Annotated in this window: 4 protein-coding genes and 2 rRNA genes; all 6 read right to left on the bottom strand. The window is 43.1% G+C overall.

Going from position 1 to position 2,828, the window contains the following annotated elements:
* Positions 1–255 (bottom strand): hypothetical protein (locus F6J99_RS22735; protein ID WP_293115553.1); only part of this gene is annotated, 255 nt, incomplete at its 3' end.
* Between the two features lie 275 nt (positions 256–530).
* On the bottom strand, positions 531–791 hold the full coding sequence (locus tag F6J99_RS22730; protein WP_293115551.1) for a RebB family R body protein: 261 nt from the start codon (positions 789–791) through the stop codon (positions 531–533).
* A 324-nt stretch (positions 792–1,115) separates the two neighbouring features.
* The gene (locus tag F6J99_RS22725; protein WP_293115549.1) at positions 1,116–1,553 is read right to left on the bottom strand and encodes a RebB family R body protein; all 438 of its coding nucleotides are present in this window, start codon (positions 1,551–1,553) and stop codon (positions 1,116–1,118) included.
* A gap of 198 nt (positions 1,554–1,751) precedes the next feature.
* A complete protein-coding gene (locus F6J99_RS22720) occupies positions 1,752–2,018 on the bottom strand; it encodes a RebB family R body protein (protein WP_293115547.1) in 267 nt (88 codons plus the stop codon).
* A gap of 410 nt (positions 2,019–2,428) precedes the next feature.
* Positions 2,429–2,546, bottom strand: a 5S ribosomal RNA gene (rrf, locus tag F6J99_RS22715).
* Positions 2,547–2,703: 157 nt separating this feature from the next.
* A 23S ribosomal RNA gene (locus tag F6J99_RS22710) occupies positions 2,704–2,828 on the bottom strand; the annotation flags it as partial.

Below are 2,828 nucleotides of genomic sequence, written 5' to 3'. Positions count from 1 at the left end.
GTTTCCTTCCGTGGCATCAGCAACCCTATTACAGCCCTCAGTTCCATCGGAGGTTGTTGACACCGTTGGCTCAATTTTGTCTGGCTGATCTGAGTGTGCCTCTAATAACCGTACCGAAGGCTCGGATTCTGGTAATATTCCTTTTACTTCTAGGTCGTCTAGGGTGCCGCTCGCTTCTTCTAGAACGTCTTTTTGGAGGATTTCCGCTTCAAATGCTTCTGACTCCGCAGACTGCTCTTGAGGGCGAGGATCCATTACCACAACGTTTTACTCCTATTACAGATATTTCCATGGAAAGGAACTTACTCACAGCCTCTATCTGTGTTGTGAGCAAGGTCTACCTGATCCCAGAGCCAGCCTATTGGTTCAGTTGTCAGGCGTATGCGAGTGAGCAATTTTATTTCTCATTGTTCACAATTGATACTCAGGGTAGCATGTCACTTATGGAGAACATTTGTACTAAATCTCTAGCCCCCTTATGGGTTTAAGCTTGCTCTGACTATATAATAGTGTTCTTCATGTTCTGCAACTTACTTTTTCTTAAACTTTGACCTCTTCCCCATACTCAGGGTATCGATGGCATAGATCATGTGAACTCCTTGGGTTGTGATAGTTTCTTGCAGTACTTGGCCCTGTTGTTGAGTCATGGTGCCGTTTTGAGCTGACAAGCTCAACGATTGAGAAATGGTTTGGTATAGATTGCTCAAAGAAAGAGCTGGTGACTCGCCTACAACTTTCAAGTTGACTTGAGTCACTGCATCGGTAATGGCGGTGTTAACTTGTTCTGCCATGATTGGTTTCCTTGAAAATTTATTTTTTGAGTTATAATCACAGAATTATGCCATGAATCAAGGGAGAGACAAAGCCATCGCCCCCTCCCTTGATTCATTGCTGTTTCACTCTCGACCCTAAAATTGTTGAGGGGCTCAAACCCCCTTAAGGTCACGCAAATCGACGTTTTTTTCTACTATTTTTTTCTACTATTGAGTTTAATAATAGAAAAACAGGAGCAAAACCGCTGCCATTCGGGAGCTTAAGTGAACCGAAAAATTGACAATGAAACAGCACTGCCCTCCCTTGATGGTTAGCTCGTTTTCAGTGGCTGATTAAAGTTATTACCCTGCAGGTTCTTCTGTTTCTGGCTTATTTATTGTTATTGTTTTGTTAGTAGGACCCATGCTCAGGGTATCAATTGAGTACAACAAGCTCACACCTTGAGTGGTTGTTGCTTGATGGATAACGTTGGTTTGTTGTTGTGTTGTAACTGCGTTTTGAGCCGATAAGCTCAGGGTCTGAGAAATTGTTTGGTACAAGTTGCTCAAAGACAGGGCTGGGGATTCAGCCAAGACTTTTACATTAGCCTGAGTAACTGCATCTGTGACCTGGGTACTTACTCTCCTTGTGAATTCTGCCTCTTCTCCTTTTGTGCTAGCGGGGGGATCTCCTCCTTCTCCTCCTGCGTTAGCTTTTATGTCATTTTTTAAGCCATCGATTTGATCTGACACTATACCTGTTATGGAATCCAAGTCTTCCGCGTTAAGAGTTCCTGCCATGATGTTTTTCTCCTATGAAAACCTATTAAGAATTGTTTATTGCTTGAGGGGATATCGTCAATAGATATATTGTCTACCAACATAAAGAATTGAATTGAGTTTTTTTGTGGGAGGTTCAACTTATAGTTACATTATCTGACCCTCCCTCAATCGTTATGTCCTTCTTTTAAGTGGCTGACGGAGATTAGGTTACTATCTCTATGGCCTTTTGCTGCCAGAAGGACCCATGCTCAGGGTATCGATTGAGTACAACAAGCTCACACCTTGAGTGGTTGTTGCTTGATGGATAACGTTGGTTTGTTGTTGCGCCATGACTGCGTTTTGAGCCGATAAGCTCAGGGTCTGAGAAATTGTTTGGTACAAGTTGCTCAAAGACAGGGCTGGGGATTCAGCCAAGACTTTTACATTAGCCTGAGTAACTGCATCTGTGACCTGGGTACTTACTCTCTGTGTGTATTCTGCCATGATGTTTTTCTGCGTTCAAAACTTAGTGATGATTGTATGTTGTGTGAGTATATATCCTCAATAGAGATACTCTCAATCAAGCAACATAAGTAGTCTAGTTCTTTAGTGTGAGGTAGCAACTTGATATTTACATTTATTTATATTTATTAATTTAGAGTTATCTAAGAGTTAAATGTCGTTATCAGGACTTACGCACACAATCCATGGGTAGGGTGGGCAAAACCTTGCCCACCCTACAGGTAGCTTACGCACACAACCCATGGGTAGGGTGGGCAAAACCTTGCCCACCCTACAGGTAGCGTTAAATTGAGGGATTTGCGTAAGTTTTAGTTATGTTTAGCATATAAAAAGCATAGAAAAAGCCCCTTGCCAGTTCAGACAAGAGGCTTTTTCTATATATTAAATATATATCCTGGCACTGAGCTATTTTAGCAGGCAGCTACCCACCAACTATCTTCGCCGCAGCTACGTTTCACCTCCGAGTTCGGGATGGGGTCGGTGTGGTTCCGTCGCGCTATAAGCACCAGGAAGTAGAATGGGCATCTAAGGTGGAATGGGCATCTAAGGTGGAATGGGCATCTTGCCCGTTTTGCCCGTTCTGCTTCCGAACCATTAAGATTGCATAGCTAGTGTAGATAAGCCAAATTTCGATGAAGGTAGAATGGGCATCTTGCCCGTATTCGTTATGGTCAAGCCCTCGGTCAGTTAGTACGTCTCGGCTTCATCTATTACTAAACTTCCACCTAACGCCTATCAACAGCTGTTCTCGCTGTGACCTTACCTCCTTAACAGAGTGAGAGTACTCATCTT

It is taken from the genome of Moorena sp. SIO4G3 (assembly GCF_010692305.1).
Taxonomy (GTDB): domain Bacteria; phylum Cyanobacteriota; class Cyanobacteriia; order Cyanobacteriales; family Coleofasciculaceae; genus Moorena; species Moorena producens_A.
The sequence above is the reverse complement of the archived record's forward strand: the minus strand, read 5'-3'. Positions and strand labels throughout refer to the sequence as shown.

Bases quoted from the DNA above. Each gene is read 5' to 3' on its own strand.
- F6J99_RS22720 (WP_293115547.1), bottom strand. From the start codon at position 2,018: ATGGCAGAATACACACAGAGAGTAAGTACCCAGGTCACAGATGCAGTT.
- F6J99_RS22725 (WP_293115549.1), bottom strand. From the start codon at position 1,553: ATGGCAGGAACTCTTAACGCGGAAGACTTGGATTCCATAACAGGTATA.
- F6J99_RS22730 (WP_293115551.1), bottom strand. From the start codon at position 791: ATGGCAGAACAAGTTAACACCGCCATTACCGATGCAGTGACTCAAGTC.